The sequence below is a fragment of the Yoonia sp. TsM2_T14_4 genome (assembly GCF_049602355.1).
Lineage (GTDB): Bacteria > Pseudomonadota > Alphaproteobacteria > Rhodobacterales > Rhodobacteraceae > Yoonia > Yoonia vestfoldensis_A.
Genome location: NZ_CP187137.1, coordinates 2,566,425 through 2,589,801, shown reverse-complemented (window position 1 = coordinate 2,589,801; position 23,377 = coordinate 2,566,425). Strand labels below are relative to the sequence as shown.

At 62.4% G+C, this 23,377-nt stretch carries 22 protein-coding genes; 6 read left to right on the top strand and 16 right to left on the bottom strand.

All coding sequences use genetic code 11. The features are described 5' to 3' along the window. Positions 1–171 precede the first annotated feature (171 nt). Both ACPF9B_RS12875 and ACPF9B_RS12870 read left to right on the top strand, forming a co-directional pair. Entirely contained in the window at positions 172–816 is a 645-nt protein-coding gene (locus ACPF9B_RS12875; protein ID WP_424177860.1) for a histidine phosphatase family protein, read from the top strand. Positions 817–828: 12 nt separating this feature from the next. Then, positions 829–1,893 (top strand): saccharopine dehydrogenase, encoded by a 1,065-nt coding sequence (locus ACPF9B_RS12870; RefSeq protein WP_424177858.1) that lies wholly within the window; start codon positions 829–831, stop codon positions 1,891–1,893. Here ACPF9B_RS12870 and ACPF9B_RS12865 read toward each other — a convergent pair. From ACPF9B_RS12865 to ACPF9B_RS12840, 6 genes are all read right to left on the bottom strand, one after another. Further along, complete coding sequence (locus tag ACPF9B_RS12865) at positions 1,878–2,204, bottom strand: DUF3775 domain-containing protein (RefSeq protein WP_424177856.1); 327 nt, start codon at positions 2,202–2,204, stop codon at positions 1,878–1,880. The two genes, ACPF9B_RS12870 and ACPF9B_RS12865, sit on opposite strands and share 16 nt — an antisense overlap. Positions 2,205–2,279: 75 nt before the next feature. Beyond that, positions 2,280–3,017, bottom strand: a complete 738-nt coding sequence (locus tag ACPF9B_RS12860) for an SDR family NAD(P)-dependent oxidoreductase (RefSeq protein ID WP_007206466.1) — start codon at positions 3,015–3,017, stop codon at positions 2,280–2,282. A gap of 1 nt (position 3,018) precedes the next feature. Next, positions 3,019–3,591: a DUF3833 family protein gene (locus ACPF9B_RS12855; protein ID WP_424177853.1), complete on the bottom strand. Its 573-nt coding sequence runs from the start codon at positions 3,589–3,591 to the stop codon at positions 3,019–3,021. A 3-nt stretch (positions 3,592–3,594) separates the two neighbouring features. Next, complete coding sequence (locus ACPF9B_RS12850; RefSeq protein ID WP_424177851.1) at positions 3,595–4,821, bottom strand: MFS transporter; 1,227 nt, start codon at positions 4,819–4,821, stop codon at positions 3,595–3,597. After that, a complete protein-coding gene (locus ACPF9B_RS12845; RefSeq protein ID WP_424177849.1) occupies positions 4,818–5,573 on the bottom strand; it encodes a DUF1365 domain-containing protein in 756 nt (251 codons plus the stop codon). Before ACPF9B_RS12845 ends, ACPF9B_RS12850 begins: the two co-directional genes overlap by 4 nt. After that, positions 5,570–6,868 (bottom strand): NAD(P)/FAD-dependent oxidoreductase, encoded by a 1,299-nt coding sequence (locus ACPF9B_RS12840; RefSeq protein ID WP_424177847.1) that lies wholly within the window; start codon positions 6,866–6,868, stop codon positions 5,570–5,572. The genes ACPF9B_RS12845 and ACPF9B_RS12840 overlap by 4 nt, the downstream gene beginning before the upstream one ends. Positions 6,869–6,988: 120 nt before the next feature. Here ACPF9B_RS12840 and ACPF9B_RS12835 point away from each other — a divergent pair, with 120 nt between their 5' ends. Together ACPF9B_RS12835 and ACPF9B_RS12830 are read left to right on the top strand one after the other, a co-directional pair. Beyond that, on the top strand, positions 6,989–7,645 hold the full coding sequence (locus tag ACPF9B_RS12835; protein WP_007206471.1) for a sigma-70 family RNA polymerase sigma factor: 657 nt from the start codon (positions 6,989–6,991) through the stop codon (positions 7,643–7,645). Positions 7,646–7,652: 7 nt separating this feature from the next. Further along, positions 7,653–8,300: a ChrR family anti-sigma-E factor gene (locus ACPF9B_RS12830; protein WP_424177845.1), complete on the top strand. Its 648-nt coding sequence runs from the start codon at positions 7,653–7,655 to the stop codon at positions 8,298–8,300. A 24-nt stretch (positions 8,301–8,324) separates the two neighbouring features. On the opposite strand, the gene rmuC is transcribed toward ACPF9B_RS12830, so the two are convergent. The 9 genes from rmuC to ACPF9B_RS12785 form a co-directional block, all read right to left on the bottom strand. Then, entirely contained in the window at positions 8,325–9,557 is a 1,233-nt protein-coding gene (gene rmuC, locus ACPF9B_RS12825; protein ID WP_424177843.1) for a DNA recombination protein RmuC, read from the bottom strand. After that, positions 9,554–11,365 carry a DNA mismatch repair endonuclease MutL gene (gene mutL, locus ACPF9B_RS12820; protein WP_242601265.1) on the bottom strand — a complete coding sequence of 604 codons (1,812 nt, stop codon included), beginning with the start codon at positions 11,363–11,365 and terminating at the stop codon, positions 9,554–9,556. The genes rmuC and mutL overlap by 4 nt, the downstream gene beginning before the upstream one ends. 47 nt (positions 11,366–11,412) lie before the next feature. After that, positions 11,413–12,723 (bottom strand): M16 family metallopeptidase, encoded by a 1,311-nt coding sequence (locus ACPF9B_RS12815; RefSeq protein ID WP_424177840.1) that lies wholly within the window; start codon positions 12,721–12,723, stop codon positions 11,413–11,415. Further along, positions 12,723–14,054, bottom strand: coding sequence for a M16 family metallopeptidase (locus ACPF9B_RS12810; protein ID WP_424177838.1), 1,332 nt, complete (start codon positions 14,052–14,054; stop codon positions 12,723–12,725). Before ACPF9B_RS12810 ends, ACPF9B_RS12815 begins: the two co-directional genes overlap by 1 nt. An 86-nt stretch (positions 14,055–14,140) precedes the next feature. Beyond that, a complete protein-coding gene (locus ACPF9B_RS12805) occupies positions 14,141–14,359 on the bottom strand; it encodes a DUF3035 domain-containing protein (RefSeq protein ID WP_007206477.1) in 219 nt (72 codons plus the stop codon). A gap of 52 nt (positions 14,360–14,411) precedes the next feature. Further along, positions 14,412–14,885 (bottom strand): signal peptidase II, encoded by a 474-nt coding sequence (gene lspA, locus ACPF9B_RS12800; protein ID WP_040483298.1) that lies wholly within the window; start codon positions 14,883–14,885, stop codon positions 14,412–14,414. Between the two features lie 11 nt (positions 14,886–14,896). After that, positions 14,897–16,486 (bottom strand): bifunctional phosphoribosylaminoimidazolecarboxamide formyltransferase/IMP cyclohydrolase, encoded by a 1,590-nt coding sequence (gene purH / locus ACPF9B_RS12795; RefSeq protein WP_040483299.1) that lies wholly within the window; start codon positions 16,484–16,486, stop codon positions 14,897–14,899. Between the two features lie 13 nt (positions 16,487–16,499). Beyond that, the gene (locus tag ACPF9B_RS12790; protein ID WP_424177836.1) at positions 16,500–18,224 is read right to left on the bottom strand and encodes a heparinase II/III family protein; all 1,725 of its coding nucleotides are present in this window, start codon (positions 18,222–18,224) and stop codon (positions 16,500–16,502) included. 71 nt (positions 18,225–18,295) lie between these two features. After that, positions 18,296–19,564, bottom strand: a complete 1,269-nt coding sequence (locus ACPF9B_RS12785) for an RsmB/NOP family class I SAM-dependent RNA methyltransferase (RefSeq protein WP_424177834.1) — start codon at positions 19,562–19,564, stop codon at positions 18,296–18,298. Positions 19,565–19,631: 67 nt separating this feature from the next. On the opposite strand from ACPF9B_RS12785, the gene ACPF9B_RS12780 reads away from it, so the two are divergent. Together ACPF9B_RS12780 and ACPF9B_RS12775 are read left to right on the top strand one after the other, a co-directional pair. Beyond that, positions 19,632–19,808, top strand: coding sequence for a DUF1674 domain-containing protein (locus ACPF9B_RS12780; protein WP_040483301.1), 177 nt, complete (start codon positions 19,632–19,634; stop codon positions 19,806–19,808). Positions 19,809–19,932: 124 nt separating this feature from the next. Further along, the gene (locus ACPF9B_RS12775) at positions 19,933–21,045 is read left to right on the top strand and encodes a polysaccharide biosynthesis/export family protein (RefSeq protein WP_242601266.1); all 1,113 of its coding nucleotides are present in this window, start codon (positions 19,933–19,935) and stop codon (positions 21,043–21,045) included. A 2-nt stretch (positions 21,046–21,047) separates the two neighbouring features. Here the strand turns inward: ACPF9B_RS12775 and ACPF9B_RS12770 are convergent, their stop codons facing one another. Next, complete coding sequence (locus ACPF9B_RS12770) at positions 21,048–23,183, bottom strand: calcium-binding protein (RefSeq protein ID WP_424177831.1); 2,136 nt, start codon at positions 23,181–23,183, stop codon at positions 21,048–21,050. Between the last annotated feature and the right edge of the window lie 194 nt (positions 23,184–23,377).

The window sequence follows — 23,377 nt, the reverse complement described above, 5'->3', positions numbered from 1 at the left end:
GCGCGATGCCGGTCCTGCAGATCTGCAAGCCATCCAGCGCCATGATCTGCCGTGATCTTTGACGGGTCACGCGGGTGTGACCAGATCTGTTGATATTGCGCTGCTGTCGCCGATGACTGCGTTGTCAACGACGGTGGCACGGCTTAATCCTGTGCGCGAAGGAGCATCCACATGGGCGAAATCATTCTGGTCCGGCACGGTCAGGCCAATTCCAGCGCGCGCGACGAAGACGGCTATGACCGCCTGTCGGATCTTGGCCATCAGCAGGCCGCATGGCTGGGCGATTACATGCGTGACCGCGAACGGCCTTTTGACAAGGTGATCAGCGGCAGCCTGCGCAGGCACCGCGAAACGGCGGCGGGGCTGGGTTATGCCGATCCAGTGATCGACCCGCGCCTGAACGAGATGGATTATTTCAACCTTGGCCGCGCCTTGCAGGATGTGCATGGCGTGCCGTTTCCGGGGCCTGACGACTTTGCGGCCCATGTGCCGCAGGTCATGCAGGCGTGGCACCAGGCCGAGATTATGGGCGTGGAAACCTTCGCTTCTTTTGAATCCCGCGTCACTGGCGTGTTGCAAGAGGCCGCACAACCCGGCGTTCGCGTGCTGTGCGTGACATCGGGCGGCGTGATCGGGATGATCATCCGCCACCTGCTCGACCTTGATCCGACGCGGATGGCGCATATCCTGCTGCCGATCCTGAATTCCTCGGTCCATCGCATCCATGTGATCCCGCAAGGGCCGATCCTGGCCAGTTTCAACGCGGTGCCGCATCTGGATACCGATGACCGCGCCCATGCGCTGACCCATTTCTGAAAGGCCCCATAGATGTCCATCCACCTTTGGGTACGCGCCGAAAGCCGCCCACATGAAGAACGCACCGGCCTGACGCCACAAGGGGCCGCGCGCCTGATCGCCGCCGGTTTTCGCGTGACGGTCGAGGACAGCCGCCAACGGATTATCCCTATCGCCGATTATGCCGCCGCAGGCTGTGCCACAGCACCCGAATTCGGCTGGCCCGATGCGCCCGAGGGTGCGGTGATCTTCGGCCTCAAGGAACTGCCCGACGACGGCACCCCGCTGCGGCATCGCCACATCATGTTCGGTCATGCGTACAAGGGGCAACCGGCGGGGCAGGTGCTTTTGGGCCGGTTCCGCGCCGGTGGCGGCAGGCTGCTTGATCTGGAATATCTGATGGATGACGACGGGCGGCGCGTTGCGGCCTTTGGCTATTGGGCGGGCTATGCGGGGGCGGCTGTCGCGTTGCTGTGCTGGATGGCGCAGCAACGCGGGCAGGTGGCAGGACCGGTGCGCGCCTATCCCTCTGCCGCGCATCTGCTGGGGGATTTGCAGTCAGGTCTGGTGGCGCTTGGCGCCACACGGCCCACCGCATTGATCATCGGGGCGCTGGGCCGTGTGGGCGCGGGGGCTGCCGATCTTTGCGGCGCTATGGGCGTGCCGGTCACGAAATGGGATATGGCTGAAACCGCACATGGTGGCCCTTTCCCGCAAGTACTGGCGCATGATATTTTTCTGAACTGCATCCTTGCGCGCCCCGGCACACCGGTCTTTGTCCCCGCCAGCGCCAAGGTAGCCGCGCGCCGCCTGACCGTGATCGGGGATATCGCCTGTGACCCCGACAGCGATTTTTCCCCGATCAAGGTCTATGACCGCACAACGACATGGGACGCCCCCGCCCTGCGCGTGCATGACGCGCCGGTGCTGGACGTGACCGCCATCGACAACCTGCCCAGCATGATGCCAACCGAGAGCAGCGAAGATTTCGCCGCACAACTGCTGCCGCATCTGGCAACGCTCGACCGGATGGACAGTGGCGTCTGGGCTGGCGCGCAGGCCTGGTTTGACCGCGCGATGGATCAGACGGGGCGGTAAAGCTCGTCCTCGACTGCGCTGCTGTCGATGCCCAAAGCTTCTAGCCCGCTTTCCAGATGGTCGGCCAGATGCGGCGATCCTTTGAGGTAACGGGCAGTTGGTGTGGTGGCCTCGGCCATTGCGGTGCGCACCGCCTCGGCCAGATCCTCGGGGTCGAACGTGCCGCGCCCGATCCAGAACAGGGCAACAAGACCGGCCTGTTCATCTTCGTTCAGGCGATCGACGAAACCGTCAAATTCATTTTCCGCGCGGTCAAGTTCGCGTGCGAGGATGATAACCTCGGCCACCTTGTCTGCTGAAATGGGTAACATCTGCGGCCCTCCTGTGGTGCGACCTTGCGCGATGATACCACAGGTGGCCTTGATCTGGCGCAACAGTTGCGCCGGTCACTTTGCGCCGAACAGCCGGTAATAGATCCAGTCAGGCAGAAACTGCGACCCGCGGAACACCCAAGAAAACACCAAGGGAAAGCTTTTCTTGAAAGCATCGGTGTTCATATGTTCGAACACCTCTTTCGCGGCATCCTGCGGTGACATGATGAAGGGCATGTTGAAATCGTTCTTTTCGGTCAGGCGCGTCTTGATAAAACCGGGGTTGATCAGCTGCACATTGACGCCGGTATGGCGCAGATCGGCCTGCATCGATTCCGCCAGCGCCATCATCCCCGCCTTGGACGAACAATAGCCGATGGCACCGGGCAGGCCACGGAAACCCGACAGCGAGCCCACCAGCACGATATGGCCCGCATCACGCGCGACCATATCCTTGATCACCGATCCCACAACACGCGACGCGCCAAGGAAATTGACCTCGCCCATCATGTCGGCTTTTTCGTTGTCCCAGTCCTGTGCCTTCATCGGCCAATAGACGCCTGCCAGATAAACCACACCGTCAATCTGCCCGACCTCTGCGGCGGCAGCCTCGACCGACGCACGATCAGCGACATCGAGGGTGATGTAAGATGCCTTGCCCGGCAAATCCTCGACCAGATCTTTCAGGCGGTCCTCGGTCCGGGCGGACACGACCAAATCTGCCCCGGCACGGCTAAGGCAAAAGGCGACTTCACGCCCCAGCCCTTCGCTGGCGCCTACGATCCAATAGCGTTTTCCTTGCCATTCGGTCACTTCATTCCCCTGCGTAGGCCTGATCGCGCGGTCGCATCGTGGCGACAAGCTCTGCCACCTTGATCCCGAACTTGCGGAACTGGCTGCGATTCATGATCGACCCGTTCGATGTCAGATACATCCAGTCTGTAACATCAAGCGCATGCCCGCCAGCTTCCTCGGCCAGTTTTATGCGGTAATTCAGCACAACGGCGGAACCTTGCTGCTTTCCGGTACCGGCACCGACGACATCGGGGGCCTCGGCCTTGATCGTGCCGTCATTCGACAGGGTCAGGGTCCAGCAGCGATCCTGCTGCAACCCGCTGTCATAGTGAAATTTCTCGACCATCGTGCCGACGTTGCCGTTCCATGTCGCGTGGAAATCCGCCACGAAACGTGACGATACCTTGCCAGTGGGGCCAAAAATCACGCCTTCGCAGACAATGGGGCCGTTGAACCGTTCTCGAATGTCGAACATCGGGCCTGCGACGTAGTCATCAGGCTTTTGCGCAAGGAACGATGCATAGCGGGTCTTGGCATAGACGGCTCCTGCCATCAGGGCCGCACCCAAAACGCTGTAAATCACAAACGACATCGGTCATTCCTCAAGCTTTGTGGCGACCAGCAAGCCGATGGCCAACAATTTCAATAGCGACGGCACCACTGCGTACAGCACCGTCAGGGTCGTTAATGCCGTGTCCGGCAAATCGGTCGCACCTGCGGTGAAACCGGATCGTTCCAACATGGGCAGCAAGACAACTGCCGCAAAGGCCAGCGTGAACTTGTTGACCAAGGACCAAAGCCCGAACCCCTGCCCACCGGTCGGCGAAATCGCGGCCATGCGTTTGGCGAACATCGCGGGCATCAAGGTCAGGTCTGCCCCGATCGTTGCTCCACTTAATACGCAGATGATCGCAAACGGGATCACATCGCCGGTGGATAAAGTCAGCGTATAGCCAAACGACGCAACGGCGAGCGTCATGGCGGCAAGCAAAACCCGCTTTTCCCCGAACCGGCGCGCGAGCGCGGACCAGAGCGGTGACGACAACGCCGCCGCCAGAAAGAACAGCACCAAGAGCGCGCCTTCCCAACCGGGCGCGCCCAGCCTGCTTTCGACGTAGAACAGGAACAGGGTCGATGACACCGCCAGCGGCGTGGCATTGACCAGCGCCAGGATCAGCAACCGGCGCGCGATCGGGTCGGCCAGGATGTCCCGGATATGCGACGGCTCCTGTGCCACGCGGCCTTTCCATTCGGGCCACATGAAATAGGCGGCGACCAGCGTGACCAAGGCAAAGCCGATGGCGAAAACCGCAAACGGGTAAGCCACCACACCGATCAGCACCGTGGGGATGACAGCGGCAATGCAGACGCCCAGCAAGGCCCCGCTTTCGCGCCATGCCGCCAGCCGGACATGGCCGCCCTCGGCAGTGCCGGCCTTGCTGATCCCTTGGGCGTAAAAATTGATCGTCAGGAAACTGAACGCGGTGAACAGCCCCGTGATCGTCAGGCCGAACCACCAGATCGGCGCAATCGGCGGGGCCACGGCGAACAGCCCGATCATCGCCAGCGCCAGCGCAAAGGCCGTCAGCGTGATTGCCAGTTTCTTGAACCGCGTCAGCCGTTCGCTGATCCAGCCCAGCACGGGGTCTTGCACCACATCGAACAGGCGCAGCCCGAACAGCACCGCACCCAATGCTGTCAGGCTGACGCCATAGGTGTCGGCATAGTATTTCGGCGCATAGATATAGATCGGCAGACCGGCCCCCGACAGCACGGCGGCGAATAGGCTGAAGGCAGGCAGCCTGTCGGTCAGGGCTTTCACCGGCTGACCTCGTCACGTGGCGGGGCGGGTTGCGACCGGAACGTCGCCCCTTTCCACCACAGCTTAACCGCCTGCCAATGGATCAGCGCCAGCACACGGCGCGACCCGAAGGGGCGGCGCAGCACCGCGCGGATGATGCTGGCATTACTGATCGGACGGCGCGCGCCGGTCAGCGTGGCGATCAGCCCGCCATTGCCACGGGTATAGTCGATCCAGACGCCAATGCTGTCAGGCTGGATATCAAAGCGGAACACATAACCACCCTCTACCGGCTGGAAAGGGGAAACATGCATTACTTTTTGGGCGGCGAGCGTTTCCGATTTCGTGATCGCACGCCCGTCATCGTGGCGGCACAGATAGGAATGGCGGTCGCCGAATGTATTGCTGACCTCGGCAATGATCGTGGTCAGGGCATCGTCATCATAGCACAGCCAGAACGACACCGGATTGAACACATGGCCCAGCACGCGCGGCTGCGCCAGCAGCATGATCCTGTCGGGCTGTGGCACGTCATGGGCGGCCAGCACATCGCGGACCCATGCCGCACCGCGCCCTTGTTTGGGTGGCCCGCCATGGTCGGCGTCATGCAGTGACATCAGGTTGCCCGCGTTGCGCGCAAACAGCGCGGGCGCATCGGGCGCAGTTTCCGTGTCCAGCAGCACATAGTCGATGGAATAGCGGAATGCGTTTTTCGTCGCACCCCGCCGCCCGTGATAGGTTTCCCCCGCGATATGGTCGACCCGCGGGGTCACTCTGCCGCCATCGCCATGCGGTCGGGCGCATTCAGCCCTTCGACCACATCGAGCGCGCTGGACAGTCCGTCCTCGTGGAAACCGTTCTTCATCCATGCGCCGCAAAACCATGTCCGGTTCGTACCGTTCATCGCGGCGGCGGTTTTCTGCGCAGCCAGGGCGGCCAGATCATAGACCGGATGATGCAAGGTCACTTCGTCCCAGATCAAATCCTCGCGGATCGGGCGACGGCTGTTCAGGGTGACCATCATCTCATCGGCCTTCAGCCACGGCTGGAGCGAGTTCATCCAATAGGTCAGGTCGATTTCGCCGCCCTGCTGGCCTGTCGCCTCGGTATAGATCCAAGACGACCAGACCTGCCTGCGCTTGGGCATGATGGATGTGTCCGAGTGCAGCACGATGCTGTTGGGCTGATAGCGCACAGCGCCCAACGTGTCGCGTTCGACGGGCGATGCATCCGACAGCATGGCAAGGCTCTGGTCGGAATGGCTGGCAAAAACCACCTCGTCAAAACGTTCCCAATCGCCGCCCTTGGCCTTGACCTCGACCCAGCCGGGCATGCGGCGGACCGCATCGACAGGCGCGCCCAACCGCAGATCAACATCGCGGCGCGCCAGATCGGCGGCAAGGCGGGTGACATAGGCCTGCGAACCGCCATCGACGGTGTACCATTGATGCTGGCCCGTCGCGCCCAGCAGCGCATGATTGTCGAAAAAGGTCATCATCGCATGGGCGGGGAAATCAAGGATCTTTTCCTTGGGCGTGGACCAGATCGCGCCGGAAAACGGCAACAGGTAATGGTCGCGGAAATAATCCGACAGGCGCAGTTTTTTCAGAAGCCCGCCGATGGTGAGGGTCGGGTCCTGACTGGCGGCCAGCCCGTGTTTGTTGAAATGCAGGATATCGCGGACCATGCGCAGGAATCGCGGGTTGGCGGCATTCTTGCGCTGGGCGAACAGCGCATCCAGACTGGCAAGGCCATATTCCAGCCGGCCACCACCGAATGACGCACCAAAGCTCATGTTGCTTTTGACGACCGGCACATCAAGCTGATCGAACAACGCCGTCAATCGCGGATAATTGGCATGGTTGAACACGATGAATCCGGTATCAACCTGCTGGTCGCGGTTCGGGCCTGCCATGCGTGTGCGGGCATGGCCACCCAGCCGGTTTTCAGCCTCGAACACCACGACCCGGTGATCCTTGGCCAAGGCATGCGCCGCACCCATCCCCGAAATCCCCGCACCGATCACCGCAATCTTGATGGGCGCGGCCGTCCCTGTCTCTACCAGCATATTGTCTCCGTCGCCCCGGTCGTTTCTTATCTGGTCACTACGTAGCGCGGTTTGCCATGGATCACGCAAAATACTTTGTGACCCGCTGATCCAAGCGCCTGATCGCGGCGTAATAAACACATGTTGATCGAGATGCACGCCCCACCGAAAGCTGATGCAGTCACCGCGATGCCCGTCTATAAAAGGACAGGCAAGGCGGGCATTGGCGCCACGGGGGCAAATCGGGTGATGGCAGAGGCAACGACCAAACGCATGGCGTGGGTGACACAGGTCGCCGCCGTGCGCGACGCCAGGGACAAGGCGGCTTTTGCCGAATTGTTCGCCTATTTCGCCCCGCGCGTGAAATCGTTTCTCATGAAATCGGGGGCCAGCCCGGATCTGGCCGAAGAATGCGCGCAAGAAGTGATGGTGACCCTGTGGAACAAGGCCCATCTGTTCGACCCGTCCAAGGCGAGTGTGTCCACATGGATCTTCACCATCGCCCGGAACCGCCGGATCGATCTTTTGCGCAAACAGAAACGGCCCGAGCCTGAGGACCTGCCCTGGGGACCAGAGGCAGAACCCGAACAGGCCGACGCCATGGGTCTGCAACAAGAAACGGAACAATTGGGTCAGGCGCTTGCCGCCTTGCCCGCGGAACAAAGAAAACTGATCGAACGCGCCTATTTCGGCGAGTTGAGCCATAGCGAGATTGCCGCCGAAACCGGCCTTCCGCTTGGGACGATCAAATCACGGATACGGCTGGCGTTGGAACGTCTTCGCCATACAATGAAATGAAACGCAGATGAAAAAGATCAAACACCACCTGACCGATGCCCTCTTGATGGGCTATGCTGCAGGCAATTTGCCAGAGGCGTTCAACCTGGTGGTCGCCACCCATATTTCCATGTGCGACACCTGCCGCGCGGCGCTGGCCGAATTTGATGCGGTCGGCGGCGAGGTGATGCTGGACGCCGACCCCGTGGACATGGCCGAGGATGCGCTGGCCGCTGCGATGGCGCGGATTATGGATGCGCCGTGCATGGAACGGGTATCGGCCAAACCTGCGGGCGGCGTGTTTCCAGCGCCATTGCGGGGCTACGTCAATGGTGATCTGGACCGCGTGAAATGGCGCAAGATCGGCGGCGGCGTCAGCCAGATGGTGCTGAAAACCGAAGGCGGCGCCAGCGTGCGGTTGCTGCGCATTCCTGCGGGGACGGCTGTGCCGGATCACGGGCATCGTGGCACGGAATTGACCTTGGTGCTGCAAGGGGCGTTTGTCGATGCGACAGACCGGTTCGCTGCGGGTGATATCGAGGTTGCAAATGAAGATCTGAACCACACGCCGGTCGCCGAACAGGGCGTGGATTGCATCTGCCTGGCCGCAACCGATGCGCCCTTGCAGTTCAAGGGTCTGTTGCCGCGTCTTGCGCAGCGGTTTATCGGGATTTGAAGGTAGGGTGGGTCTTGACCCACCTTACGGGTCTTGAACCGCGATCGGGACAGGGGCCGCGTCGGGGGCGATTTCGGCAAAGTCGAAATTATCCAGCCGGTTCGCACGCTTGCCCGCTTTTTCCGCTGAAATCTTGATGTCTTCCAGATCTTTGGCCGCCTGCCCGAAATGCCGGTCAAGGTTGCCAACACGGGTGACCAGCCGCTCCACATCGCCGCCCAACAGCGATAATTCCTTGCGGATGGCACCCGCCTGTTCGCGCATCCGCGCGTCTTTGAGGATCGCGCGCATCGTATTCAGCGTGGCCATGCAGGTCGTGGGCGAGACGATCCAGACGCGGGCATCGAAACCGGCGCGCACGACTTCGGGCAGGCGGGCGTGCAACTCGGCATAGACCGCCTCGGATGGCAGGAACATGATCGCGCCATCGGCGGTTTCGCCTTCGATGATGTAGCGTTCCGATATATCCTTGATATGTTTGCGCACCGCATTGCCCAGATCGCGTAGCGCGATTTTCTGCAGTTCCTGCGTATCCGCACGGGCCAATGCCTCATAGGATTCAAACGGGAATTTCGCGTCGATCACGATAGGGCCGGGCGGATTGGGCAGATGCACCAGACAATCCGCGCGCTTGCCGTTGGACAGGGTCGCTTGCAGGGTGAAACTGTCGGTCGGCAACGCCTTTGACACGATATCGGTCAGCTGGATTTCCCCGAACAACCCGCGTCGTTGCTTGTTCGACAAGATATCCTGCAAGGACAAAACATCGCCCGACAGCTTTTCGATATTGGTCTGCGCACGGTCGATGGTTGCCAGCCGTTCCTGCAATTCGGTCAGGCTTTTGGTGGTTTTCTCGGAACTGCCGGTCAGCGTTTCTTTCAGCCGTTCGTTCATTTCCGCCAGTGAATGCGCCGATTTCAGCGCGTTGTCGGCCAGCCGTTCGGCGACCTGCGCCTGCACCTCGGCCAGTCGGGCCTCCATCGTCTGGATCACGCGGACTTGGGCATTGGCCTGCGCATCGCTGACGGTCTGGATATTGCCCGCCAGCTGGTTTTGCCCTTGGGCCAGTCCGATCATATCCTGCGACATGCGTCCCATCTGATGGGCGACGTAATTCACCGCCTCGGCGGATTGACCGGCGCGGCGCAGGGTTGTGATCAGCAAGATCAGGATCAGCACCAACGTGGCCAGCCCGCCAAGCACGGCCAGCACAGCGAGATCGCTGAATGGGTAAGAGGTATCACCAATCTGGATCATGTGCGGCCAAACAATCTTTCAATATCGGATAGTTTCAGTTCTACATAGGTGGGCCGTCCGTGGTTGCATTGGCCCGAATGTGGCGTTGCTTCCATCTCGCGCAGCAGCGCATTCATTTCCGCGGCCTGCATCCGGCGCCCCGTGCGGATCGACCCGTGGCATGCAACACGGCTCAGGATCGCCTCGATCCGCGCCTGCACAGAGGCGCTGTCGCCTTGGTCGGCCAGTTCGTCCGATATGTCGCGCAGCATGGCGGCAGCGTTGATTTCACCCAGAATTGCAGGCGTTTCGCGCACGGCGATGGCATTGCCGCCAAAGGGTTCGATGGTCAGGCCCAGCCGCGCCAGATCATCCGCAATATCCAGCAGGGCGGCGGTTTCATGGTCCGACAATTCCACGATTTCGGGGATCAGCAGGGCTTGGGCCGCAACGCCGTTGGTGGCCATCTGGCTTTTCAGTTTTTCATAGACCAGCCGTTCATGCGCCGCATGGCCATCGACAATCACGATACCCGTGGCTGTCTGCGCGATGATGTAATTTTCATGCACCTGCGCGCGCGCCGCCCCCAAGGGCAGATCGGCGCTGGTATCATCGGCGGGCGGTTCCACGCGGGCGGATGGCATTTCCGCAAAACCGGGGGCCTGTGCCTGAAAGGTCAGTGACCGCGCGCTGAAACTGGGGCGATCCATCTGATAGACGCGGGGTGTGGCATGCTGCGGTTCCATCGCGCCAAGGGTCGCATCAGCCACCGTGCTGGACGCGCGGTGGCCCGCCCCCGCCAGCGCGTGCCGCAGGCCCGACACGATCAGCCCGCGCACCACACCGGGGTCGCGGAAACGGACCTCTGATTTCGCGGGATGCACGTTCACGTCGACCAGCATGGGGTCACAATCGACAAACAGTGCGGCCACCGGATGCCTGTCGCGCGACAGCACATCCATATAGGCGGCGCGCAAGGCCCCCAGCAGCATCTTGTCGCGCACGGGCCGGCCATTGACGAACAGGAATTGCGCCACGGCCGCCCCGCGCGAATAGGTGGGCAAGGCGGCATAGCCGGTCAGGTGAAACCCGTCGCGTTCTGCATCAATGCGCAGCGCGTTGTCGGCAAAATCGCGGCCCAGCACGGTTTGCAGCCGCCCGTGCAAAGCATCGAACAGATCACCTGTCTGCGCATCGGCGCGGAACACCACACGGGTATCGCCATCCGACGCATCGCGCAGGATAAAGGTGACAAAGGGTTCCGCCATCGCCAGCCGTTTGACAACATCAGTGACCGCCTGCGCCTCTGCCCTGTCGGTGCGCAGGAATTTCAGGCGGGCAGGGGTGGCATAAAACATGTCGCGCAATTCGACCACCGTGCCGCTGGTCAGCGCGGCGGGGCGCACGTCGCTGATGCGCCCACCCGACACCGCGATGCTATGCGCGCCATCGCCGGGGGTGCGGCTGGTGATCAGCAGGCGGCCTACGGCGCCAAGCGAGGCCAGCGCCTCGCCCCGGAACCCGAAGGACGTGATATTGAGAAGGTCCGACCCGTCGATCTTGGACGTGGCATGGCGGGACAGGGCCAGCGGCAGGTCATCCGCCGCCATCCCGCAACCATCATCGCTGACGCGGATCAGGGTCTTGCCGCCATCCGCGATCACGACCTCGATCCGCTGCGCGCCCGCGTCAATACTGTTTTCCACCAGTTCCTTGACCGCAGATGCCGGACGTTCCAGCACCTCGCCCGCCGCGATCCGGTTGATGGCGGCTTCGTCCAGCTGCCGGATCACCGGACGGGGCTGTATCTGGGGGGCGGATGCGGTCATGCCACAATCCATAGCATGATCGTGCGATTCTGACAGCGCGTTTCGCGCTACTTTGTGCTTTGCAGCCCTTCTGGGCGGCCCACGACGACGAAATGCAGATCATCCGCGCGCAACAGGTCTGCTGCGACGCGATTGGCGTCATCCAGCGTCACGGCTTCGACGAAATCATTGCGGTTGATGACGTAGTCGGGCGGCAGGTCGATCATCTGCATCCCCACCATGATCGACGCAATCGCGGCATTGCCATCAAAGCGCAGCGGATATTCACCGGTCAGATAGGTTTTGGCGGCGGCAAGCTCGGCCTCGGTCAGACCTTCGGACGCCATGCGCGCCCATTCGGCGCGGGTGACAGCGATCGCCTCGGCGATGGTGTCGTTGGAGGATGAGACACTGCCGATCACCATTTCCGCATGGAACATCGGCGCAAGATTGCTGCTGATCCCATAGGTCAGGCCGCGCTTTTCACGCACCTCGGTCATCAGGCGCGATTCGAACCCGCCCGCGCCAAGGACGTGATTGACGATGAAGGCGGCAAAGAAATCGGGGTCATCGCGTTTCATGCCGGCATGGCCGAACAGGGCAAAGGATTGCGGATTGTCGAAATCAATCACCGTGACACCGCTGTCCAGTCCAAAGGCCACATCGGCAGGCGGTGGCGGCCCCTCGGCCGGCAGATCGCCCAAAAGCGCGTCCAGCATCGGGCCGACTTGGTCTGCCGTCACATCACCCACGACAGACACATAAAGCCGGTCACGCGTCAGCGCGTTGCGATGGGCGTCGATCATATCATCGCGGGTCAGCGCGGTTACGCTGTCAGCGGTACCATCCAGCGATGTCCCGTAAGGATGGTCGCCAAAGGCCGCGGCATCAAAGGCGGCACCGGCAATGCTGCGCGGGTTCACCGCATCGCTGGCGATCCCCGACAGGACCTGCGCGCGTACGCGGTCGATTGCGGCCTGATCAAACCGAGGCGCGATCAGCGCCTGTTCCAGCAGCGCCAGCGCCTCGGCCTTGTTTTCGCTCAGGAATTGCGCGGAAATGCTGATCGTGTCGTCGGTGGCACGAAAGCTGAACCGCGCGGCAAGGCGTTCAAGCTCGGTCTGGAAAGCCTGCGCATCGCGGTCGGCGGCCCCTTCTTCCAGCAGGGCGGCCATCAGGTTGGTCGCGCCGCGTTTGCCGGGCAGGTCCAGCGACGCGCCACCGCGAAACCGGATTTCCACCGCGACAAAGGGAATGCTGGGTTCTTGGACGACCCAAGCGTTGATCCCGCCGTCGGATGTGACTTGCTGGATGGCAATCTCGGCCTGTGCGGTTGTTGCCAGCAGGGTGAGCCAAAAGAGTGTCAGAATACGCAGCATCAGCGTGCATCCTCTTGCGCGGCGACGATCCAGCCGGTCACGGCGCTGTTGCGGTCGAAGACACGGGCGGCGACATCCTTGATCTGGGCGGGCGTCACCGATTGCAGGGTGTCGGGCCAAGCCTGCACATCCGCGACCGTCAGCCCCGTTGTCAGCGCCGTGCCATAGCGCCGCGCAAGGCTCTGTGCGTCATCGAGTGCGTAGATTTCAGAGGCGCGCAGCTGGGTGCGGATCGCATCCATGCGGGCGGGGTCGATGTCGTTGTTCATGAAGGCGGTGATCACGTCATCCATCGCCGCCTCTGCACCCGCCAGGGACACACCCTCGGATGGCAGTACGACGAAAGAAAACGTCGTGGCGTCCAGTGACATCCCGCCATAGCTGGCATTTGTGTAGATCGCGGTCTGCGCGTCGAACTGCAAGGCGCGGCCAAGCTCGGACGTAAAAGGCGACCCGCCCAGCAATTCCGCCAGATAGACAAGAGCTGCCGCATCCTCCTGCGCGCCGCTTTGGCGGTGCGGGGCCAGATAGCTGCGTACCAGATAAGGCTGGCTGACGCGCGGATCGACATAGGTGATCCGGCGTTCGGCGCGCTGGGGCGGCTCGGACGGGCGGGCGCGTGCGGGCAGATCGGCATTGGCGGGGATCGGGCCATAATGTGTGCGCGCCAGCGCCAGCACGTCCTGCGGGTCAACATCACCGGCCACGATCAGCACCGCGTTGTTGGGCGCATAATGGCGTTCATAAAAGGCGGTCAGTTCGGGCATATCAAGCTGCGCAACCTCGTGCTGCCAGCCGATGATCGGCACGCCGTACCGGTGGTTCTGGTATTGTGCCGCCATCAATTGTTCGCGCGCCAGCGCACCGGGGTTGCTGTCTGTCACTTGCGCGCGCTCTTCCAACACGACGCGGCGTTCGGTGATGATATCCTCGGGGGTCAGCGCCAGATTGGTCATCCGGTTTGCTTCCATCTGCATCATCAGGTCCAGACGGTCGGCGGCGACACGCTGAAAATAGCCGGTGTAATCGAAACTGGTAAAGGCGTTGTCGCTGCCGCCATTGGCCGCGACCACCTGTGAAAATTCACCTGGCGCCAGCATATCGGTGCCTTTGAACATCAGATGTTCCAGAAAATGCGCCACACCGGATTGCCCTTCGGGCTCATCCGCGGACCCGACCTTGTACCAGACCATATGCACGACAACAGGCGCGCGGCGGTCTTCGATCACGACGACATCCATACCGTTGTCCAGTGTATAGGTCGTCACATCCTCTGCCGTGGCGGTCAGCGCCAGACAGATCAGGAAAATTGCAGCGAAAAAGCGTGTCATAGGCCCCCGGTGGTCTGTTCACTGTGCCACAAGCTATGCCGCCACGCCCGATGTTCAAGCGACGATACGCTGATGTGATTGCTGCGCTAGCGGCTTGCGGCTGGACGCGGGTTCGCGCGGTTGGTCTGTCCGGGCGTTGGCGGCGGCAGATCAAGCGTTGGTGGCGTCAGCAACGGGTCGGCAATGACAAGGTCCATTTCGGCGGGGCCGATGGTGACGGCTCCAAAGTCACGCAATGCGCCGTCATTGCTGCCGCAAGCCGCCAGCAGAGCAAGAGCAAGTCCACAAAGTACCAAGGCGCGCATCAGAGGTCCTTTTTGTCGTGTTGCCGATGATTACCGCATGGAACCGCCAAGGTCACGCAGCTTTCTTGCCATCATCGCCAAGAAAGGCCAGCCCGATGGCCCCGGCAAAGATCGCGATATCGGCGACGTTGAACGCATAGGGATTGTTGAACCCGCAACAGGACATGTTCAAAAAATCCGCGACAGCGCCATAGATGATCCGGTCGATGACATTGCCGATGGCCCCGCCAATCAGGCAGCCACCCGCGATATAGACCCATTTCGTGCCGCCTGCCCGGTTCAACCACCAGATCACACCGCCGCTGATCAGCAGCGCCACCGCGATCAGCACCCAGCGCATGTCGAAATCGGCGAACAGGCCGAAATTCACGCCGCGGTTCCACGCCATGCGAAATTCGATGAAGGGTGGCCAGACTTCGATGATCCCGTCCGGCTGGTTGATCAGGCCCAGCCAATGGACCACGACATACTTGCTGATCTGGTCGATCAGAAAGACCCAGAATCCGGTCCAGAACATCAGGCGCATCATTCGTCCCCTTAATGCCGGAAATGGCGCATGCCGGTGAACACCATGGCGATGCCCGCTGCATCGGCGGCGGCGATCACCTCGTCATCGCGCATCGACCCGCCGGGCTGGATGACACAGGTGGCACCGGCGGCGGCGGCTTCCATCAGGCCATCCGCAAACGGGAAAAACGCATCAGACGCCACGGCTGACCCGATGGTCAAAGGCGCAGGCAGGCCCATCGCATCGGCCATGCGCTCGGCCTTTTTGGCGGCGATCAGCGCGGAATCAAGCCGCGACATCTGGCCAGCGCCGACGCCGACGGTGGCACCGTCCTTGACGTAGACGATGGCATTGGACTTGACGTGTTTGGCGACTTTCCATGCGAACAACAGGTCCGCCATCTGCGCATCCGTTGGCGCGACTTTGGTCACGACCTTGAGATCATCCATGCCGATATGGCCGGTGTCCTTGTCCTGTACCAGCATCCCGCCTGCGACCTGACGGTAGGTGGTGATCGGGGCTTTGACATCGGGCAGGGCATCGGTGGTCAAAAGGCGCAGGTTCTTCTTGCTGGCGAAAACGGCCTTGGCGGCATCGGACGCGCCGGGTGCGATGACGACTTCGGTGAAAATCTCGACAATGGCTTTGGCTGTCGCCTCGTCCAGCGGCTGGTTCAGCGCGACGATCCCGCCAAAGGCGCTGGTCCGGTCGCAGTCAAACGCATTCTGGTATGCCTCGAGCAATGTCGCCCCACGTGCCACGCCACAAGGGTTGGCATGTTTGATGATCGCCACGGCAGGGCCACCCGCAGGGTCGAATTCCGCCACCAGTTCGAACGCGGCATCGGTGTCGTTGATGTTGTTATAGGACAATTCCTTGCCCTGATGCTGCACGGCGGTCGCCACGCCGGGGCGATGCGTGCCATCGGTATAAAATGCCGCCGCCTGGTGGCTGTTTTCGCCATAGCGCATGGTTTGCTTAAAGGTACCGCTGAACGACCGGCGGCGCGGCGTGTCATCGCCGATAGCCCCCGCCATCCAAGTGCTGACCGCCGTGTCATACGCGGCAGTGCGCGCATAGGCGGTCTGGGCAAGGCGCTGGCGCAGGGCCAGCGTGGTCTGGCCCGCGTTGGCATCCATATCCGCCAGCAGCACATCATAATCCGCGACATCCGTCACCACACTGACAAAGGCATGGTTTTTCGCGGCAGAACGGATCATCGCCGGACCGCCGATGTCGATGTTTTCGATACAAGTGTCGAAATCGGCCCCTTTGGCGACGGTATCTTCGAACGGATACAGGTTCACGACCAACAGGTCGATCGGCCCGATATTATGTTCGACCATGGCGTCACGGTGGCTTTCCAGATCGCGCCGCGCGAGCAGGCCGCCATGCACCACCGGATGCAGCGTCTTGACCCGCCCGTCCATCATTTCGGGAAAGCCGGTGAAATCGGACACGTCGCGCACCTCCAGCCCCGCATCGCGCAGGGCCTTGGCCGTGCCGCCGGTGGACAGGATTTCCACACCCCGCGCGGCCAGCGCATGGCCCAGTTGGGTCAGCCCGGTTTTGTCGGAAACGGAAATTAGCGCGCGGCGCAAAGGTGCAAGGTCGGTCATCATGTCCTCTAGATCATTCAGCGGCGCCAAGCGGGGCTTCAAAGGCCAGATCACGCACCGCAAGCGGGGTGTCATCAGCCTTGGCAAGCGACCACCGGACGCGTGTCGCATAGGGCAAAGCGCTGCCGGATAAAACCACCTGTTGCGCGGCATGCGGCTTTAATTGCCCGTTTTCCAGATAAACTGACGGGCTGATGGATAATTGGGCGACGCTGTCGTGCTGGAACACCCAGATCTCGCCTGATTTCAGCCCGAGCGACACCAGCGTCCCGTCCGCATTGGGCGTGCAGGTCACGTCAGGGTGCAGATGGAACCGGATCGCAAAGCGGACACCGGCGCGCAGGGTCTGGTCGAACATGCGGTCGAATTGGGCTTCGTCTTCGGGGGATAGGGTGGTCAGCAAATCCTCGCCCGTCAGGCTGCGCCCATCCGCCGACAGCTGCAACTGGCGCGCATGGGTCAACCCATGCGATGGCTGATAGCCGTCATGCGATGCAGCAAGCCTGCGTTCGCCGTTTTCGGTGCTGATCTCTGCGCGCACAAGGCGGGGCACTTCGGTCAGCCATTCCGTGGCCAGACGCCCCAGATGGGATGATGATATGCCCTCCAGCGCCAGCGTGGAATGGCTGGGCGTGGCGCGGCTGGCGCGGCGCCAGTCGTCACCAAACCGCGCGCCTGACCCGCAGTTTACGATCACGGGTCGGCGCCCCGAGGTCAGCTCGAACCCCAAGGTGCTGGCATGGGCGTCACGTGATGCGGCCCCCGTGGGCGGCGCTGCTGCATCAATGATCAGCGTGCTGCGCCCACCGGTCAGCCGCGCGAAACCCATGGCTGTCGGTCCCGTGGCCGGGGTCTTGACCCCGGCTGCCGCCAGCGCCGCGTCAAGCTGGCCCTGCGCACCATGGCCCCCGCCATGAAATCGCGCCAGCCTGCCATCGGCATGGCGCAATGCGCGCAAGACTGGCACGATCCGCGCGATGGCCTCTGTGACATCGGCAGGAACGGTCTGGCCTGCTGCTGTCAGCATGTCCCTGCTGTCCACCAGATGCGACAGCACGGCGGCAAGTTCCGCAGGATTGCGCGACGCGATCGCGCCCTTTGCATGCACCTGCGTTTTGCAAGCCACGCCCAGTGCCAGGGCCATCTGATCCACCGGTCCCGCCATGCCGTGCAAGGTCAGCCCGACATGGATCATGCGCGCCAAACTGCCGATGTCATCATCCGCGCGCTGCCAACGCCGCGTCAGAAACAAAGCCTGCCGCGCAAGGCTTTGCAGGAAAGCAGCTTTTGCGGGTGCGTCCTGTTTGCGCAGCAAAAAATCGCTATGGTCGATCCAGTGGCACAAGCGGCGCGCCGTGATGTCCGCCTGCCAGCCAGGCCCATGGCCCGCGCCGAACCGCGCGATCCAATCGTGGACCCAAGCCTGCGCCTTGGTGCGCGCGTCCTCGTCACCAAGGGCGGCCAGATCGGCCAGCCAGTCGCAACCGTGAATTTCGGCGAGGACATCGAGGTCTTGCGGCGCAAGATCCCAGATCGCCAGCTCCGGCGCGTTGATCCGCAGCCCCGAAAACAAAAATGCGCCCGCGACCAGATGCTGGCCATTGTTGGCCAACCCCATGTGTCGTGGTTCAGGGGCGCGCGTGAAATGCGTGGTCACGCTGGCGCGGCCGGCCCGTTTCGCATGGCGCCGGTCAACAAATACCGCGATACGGCCCCGCCATGTAAGATGCTCTGCCATCGACTGCGGTCCAGATGTTGCAGGCTGGTCAGCCCAGTTCATGCGGACCATAGGAAAGCTAGCCGGTCAAGTCACGCAGGCTTTGTCAGCACGGCGATATAGAACCCGTCCATCCCGCCCAGATCGGGCCAGTAATCGGGGCGCAGCCGCAACCCGCCTTCTTCGGTGATCCAGGCAGGGTCCACACCAGCCATCATGGGCGGTTCAACGCGCAGGCCAGGGTGGCGGGCCAGCGCTTCTTCGATCTGTACCTCGCCTTCGTCGGGCAACAGCGAACAAGTACAATAGACCAGCCGCCCGCCCGCCCGCAGCAAGCTCAGCGCATGGTCGATCAGCGTTTCCTGCTGGGCGATCAGCGCGCCGAACTCTGACCCGTCCTTGGCATAGGGCAGATCGGGGTGCCGCCGGATCGTGCCGGTTGCCGAACAGGGCGCATCCAGCAGGACAGCGTCATAACCGCCCGTGGTCAGCGCAAAAGCATCGCTGACCAGCGTGGTTGCGGCCAGCCCCGTGCGGGCCAGATTTTCGGTCAGGCGGGTCATCCGCTTTTCCGACAGATCGACGGCGGTGACATCGGCACCACCTGCGGCCAGTTGCAATGTCTTGCCACCCGGTGCGGCGCACAGGTCCAGCACCCGCAGGCCGGTCACATCGCCCAACAGCTTGACCGGCAGGGCGGCGGCGGCATCCTGCACCCACCAATCACCCGCGTCATAGCCTGCAAGCCCGGACACCTGCCCCGCTTGCGCCAGCCGCACCGTGCCGGTGGGCAGCACCACGCCGCCCAAGGCGGTTGCCAAACCCGCCGGATCGCCCTTTGCCGTCAGATCCAGCGGCGCGCCTGCGAAATGCGCAGCCTCCATCCCTGTCACGGCATCGCGGCCCCACGCGGCGACCAAAGGCTGGCGCAGCCAACCGGGGGTCAGCGGCACGGCGCGTTTGGCCCAAGCCTCTGGCCCTTCATCCGCGATGCGGCGCAGGACGGCGTTGGTCAGCCCTTTCATCGACTGCGTGCGCGTGTTGCGCGCGACGATTTCGACATAGGCATTGACCACGCCATGCGCGGCCTCGCCCTGCATCAATTCGGTCAGCCCCAGCCGCAGCGCATTCATCACATGATCGCCGGGCGGCTTTTTCAGATAGGGTTTGAGCATCCGGTCGGCACGGTCCAGCCCGCGCAACGCATCGGTGGCCAGCCGCTGCGCGCGCGCACGGTCGTCAGGCGCAAGTTGCGCCAGCGCACCGCCTGCGATCAGTTCGGCCATCAGGCGGCCTTCGGTTGTGATCTGCATCAGCAGGTGATGGGCGCTGCGGCGTGGCAGCAAACCGGATTGGTCCATGGGGTCACTCTTGAAGCTGGGTCAGAGCGGCGTATATCAAACAGTGACCGCCGACAAGGACAGCGCCATGCCCCAAGACGCCCCCAAAGACCTGCCCCCCGCCGCCCAACGCGCGCTGGCAGAGGCTGCCGAACGCCGCAAGGCTGCCAAACTTGACCTGCCCCCCGAGCTGGGCGGGCGCGACGGGCCAGAGCCTGTCCGCTTTGGCGATTGGGAAAAAAAGGGCATCGCAATCGATTTCTGAGTGGTTTTTGACCGCGGCCCCTGTTGCAGCCACACCACCGTTTTTCGGCTTTTATCCAGACGATATTGTCGGTTAGCCATTCTTCTGCATAAATTGCCCAAAAATAAAACAAAGGGCAGTGGTTGTGATTTTTCAGCGTATGATTGCCGTTTCGGCATGTTTGTTTATTGCGGGTTGCAGCCTGCCGCGCGGCGCGGGTTTTCAATCCGAGGTTCTGGCCGCCGCCAACGCGAATATCGCCGCACAGGGCGAAACCCCCGCCTATGATTTCACGGTCTACGAGGTCAATAGCGCAAGCTTGCCGGTCTTGCGGGTCTGGCCCGACCGCAATCTGGCGCAACTGCCTTGGCTGCCAGCGGTGCAACAACCCGCATCTTTGCTGATCGCGCCGGGCGATTCCATCCAGTTGACGATCTGGGACGCCGAGCAGAATTCGCTTTTGGCGGGGACCGGGCAGCGCGCCACACCCTTGCAACAGGCACAGGTCAGCGCCAACGGGCGCATCTTTGTCCCCTATATCGGCGAATTGACCGTCGCGGGCATGGCCCCTGACACAGCCCGCGCCCGGATCGAGGAAGAATTGGTGCGCACGATCCCGTCAGCACAGGTGCAGATGGTCGTTCAGCCGGGGCGCGGCAATTCCGCCAATCTGGCGGGTGGTGTCGGCGCGGCTGGCATTTACCAGATCCCCGACCGGAATTTCCGGCTGTTGGATCTTTTGTCCTTGGCGGGCGGTGCGAACCCCACCTATGTCAACCCACAGGTCCGCCTGACACGGGGCGGCGTGGTTTACGGCATCTCGCTTGATCGGTTGTTGGAAGAACCGGGGCTTGATATCGCCGTGCAGGGCGGCGACCGTGTACTGATCGTGCCGGACGAGCGCAAGTTTCTGGCGCTGGGGGCCACGGGTGCGCAATCGCAATTCGAATTTCCCACCGCAGACGTATCTGCCCTGCAGGCGCTGGCGCTGATCGGCGGTGTTTCAGCCACCACGGCCAACCCCAAGGGTATCTTGATCCTGCGCGAATATGACCCTGCCGAAGTGCGTGACGGCGTGACCGGCCCGCCGCAGGAACGGGTCGTGTTCACCATTGATCTGACGTCGGCGGACGGGCTGTTTTCGGCGGGCAAGTTCATGGTGCAGGACGGCGACCTGATCTATGGCACCGAAAGCGCGCTGGTTCCGGCCCTGACGATTGTGCGTCTGGCCTCGACCCTGCAGTCGATCACGAATTAGCGTCAGAACAGCGCGATATCATCGGCAAGGGTGGCGTAATCCGTCACCCCGTCGATCCGCAGGATGTCGCCGTTCCCGAAATCAATGGTCACGCGCGATCCGTCCTGCGTGCCATAGAGCAGCAGCAAATCTGCGGCCGAGGTCAGCCCCGTCCACAGCCGCGCATCCAGAATGATCCGGTCGATGCTCTGTTCGAAATCGCTGATCAGGTCGCGGCCAGCGTTGAAGATGAAAGTATCCGCACCCGCCCCACCGGTCAGCACGTCGTCGCTGTTGCCCCCGTCAAGCCGATCGTCACCACCGCCGCCGATCAACAGGTCCTGCCCGTCACCGCCGCGCAGATCGTCGTGTCCGTCAGCACCGAGCAGGATATCTGCACCGGCCCCGCCAGTCAGGATGTCATTGCCGCTGCGCCCAAGCAAAAGATCCGCCCCATCACCGCCGATCAGCAGGTCATTGCTGTCAGTGCCGGTCACGACCCTGTCAGCGCTGGGGGGTGCGGCCGGCTGGTTCAGCAATGCGTCGCGCAGCTCTGTGATCTTGCTTTCGACCAAGGCCCGCTTGGCGACCTGCATCGAAAATGGCCCGCCGGGATCAGCGGGGCTGTCGGGTGGTGTCGGCGTCAGCGCGGGCGGCGGCGTGGCAGGCCCCGGAGAGCCGGGGCTAAGCGTGGCGGGCAGGCGCATCCCGCCCAGCACATCGGCATTCGTCAACAGCCGATAGTCAAACAGATTGCCATCGGCGCTGTGGATGATCAATTCTTCGTTGCCATAGCGGATGATGAACCCTGTGGGCGTGATGGTCATCGTCAGCTGGCTGATGTCGCGCAGCATCGGCCAACCCGACAGGTCCAGCCGGTCTTCGCCCAAGGTGAAATCGGTGATCGTATCTGTTTTACCATCTGCGACGAGGATGAAAACATCCGCCCCCGGCCCACCCGTCAATATGTCTGACCCCGCCCCGTCGTGCATGATATCATCGCCCGCGCCGCCAAAGATCTGGTCGTCACCAGCCCCTCCCAGCAGAATATCATCGCCCCCTGTGCCGGTCAGCACCCCGCCCGCAAGGGTCGCTGTCGCCGTGATCCCCGTCCCGCCGGTGTCGAGCCGCAATTGCGTGATCCCCGGTTCGCTGCTGCTGGCCACAAAGATATCCAGCCGGTCCTCGTGTCCGCGCGCGGCGATGGCGCTGACATTGTCCAGCCCGATGGCTGTCGTATCCTCGATATGGGCCAGCGCCACCAATTGCCCGCCGGGCAACAGCGCAAAGACGGATATGCCGTCATCTGCGCCGCCCGCGATGACATAGCTGCGCCCGCCTTCGGTCACGATTTCCAGCGCGGTGACCCCGCCAAAGCGGGTGTGCAACGTGTCCAGCAGATGGTCTCGGATAGTCAAGGCGCCCTGCGCGCCTACCTCGACCACGGTCAGGCTGCTGCTGCCTGCCGCCGCCAGCACAAGATAGGTCACCCCCGCGACCACGACTGTCTGCATCGCGCTGGCATCGGCGATCCACAGCCCGGTCTCTGCCGTCAATGCCGCGATTTCCGATAGGCTGCCGGTGGCATCGACCTGCCAGCCTGTCAGCCGGTTGGTCGCATCCACCGTATAGATAACCCCCCCCGCTGCGGTGATCGCGGTGACTGGTCCGCTGGTCGGTATCGTCGCCAGCGCGCCGATAAACTGTCCGGCGGCATCGAACTGCCAGCCAGCGATCCCCGCCTGTCCTGCAATCCCGCCATAGACGAATTGCGCGCCCCCCTGTTGCACCACCAGATCGGGGCGAAAGCCTGCGAAAATGGGTAAGGTGTCAATCACCTGCCATTGCCCGCCGGTCAGGCTGATTTGCTGAAACGCACCATCCGTGCCACCGCCGGTCAAAAGCACCGGCCCCGCAGCGGAATCAAGCGTCAGGACAGACCCGCCACCGCCCGCCACATCGCCGCCATCCAGCCTGCGCAAGGCACCGGTGTCCAGCACCGGACCGCTTCTGTCCCAGCTTTGCAGCGCACCGTCAAAACGGGTGATCCCGACAAGATTGTCGGTGCCGTCAAAGCGGACAATGTCCAGATCAGTGATCCGCGACCATGTAGATGCATCAGGAATGGTCAGATATCTGACCGGAACAAGCGTGGACATCTTCAATCCCCCCCAGGATCGGCGTTGTCGATTTGTTCAGACTCGTGAACATCGCGGTCTGTCGCATGGCTGAATTGCGGCGGCACAATGGTTCTTGTCGCGCATTTCGTTCAATTGCCTCTGATCAGGCCGCGCGCTCGTGTTCGCCACCTGACACAAGATACCCGCTCCCTCGCACGGGGTTGCGACAGTCA